The following is a 368-nucleotide window of genomic DNA, read 5'->3' on the forward strand; positions in this document are numbered from 1 at the left end:
AGCGCAATGCCTCGCTGACCAAGTCTTCGGGCATGGACTCGCGCACGTCCCAGCCCACGATTTTGCGCGAGCAGAGGTCGAGCCACACGGCCAGGTAGAGCCAGCCGCCACCCTGGTGGGGCAAGTACGTGATGTCGCCCACCCAGACCCGGTTGGGGGCCGTGGGTCTAGCTGGCCCAGCAATCGGTTGGGGGCGGCGCGCACGGCCGGGTCGGAGTCGGTGGTGCGGGGCACAAACGAGCGGGGCTGCTGAGCGCGCAAGCCGTGGGCTTGGAGCACCCGCCGAACGCGCCAGCGGCCCACGGCGTGACCCTGCGCCTGCACTTCGGCCCGCAGCCGGCGCGTGCCGTAGCGCTGGCTGTGATGCG

The 368-nt window shown here is 71.5% G+C and carries 1 protein-coding gene and 1 pseudogene; both read right to left on the reverse strand.

Annotated features, from left to right (window positions below; genetic code table 11):
- On the reverse strand, positions 1-295 hold a 295-nt coding region (locus tag HW556_RS19085; RefSeq protein WP_218136976.1), incomplete at its 3' end, for a DDE-type integrase/transposase/recombinase.
- Positions 250-368: pseudogene (locus HW556_RS19090) on the reverse strand (IS3 family transposase); the annotation flags it as partial. The gene HW556_RS19085 and the pseudogene HW556_RS19090, both read right to left, overlap by 46 nt.

It is taken from the genome of Hymenobacter terrestris, assembly GCF_013377905.1.
GTDB classification, from domain to species: domain Bacteria; phylum Bacteroidota; class Bacteroidia; order Cytophagales; family Hymenobacteraceae; genus Hymenobacter; species Hymenobacter terrestris.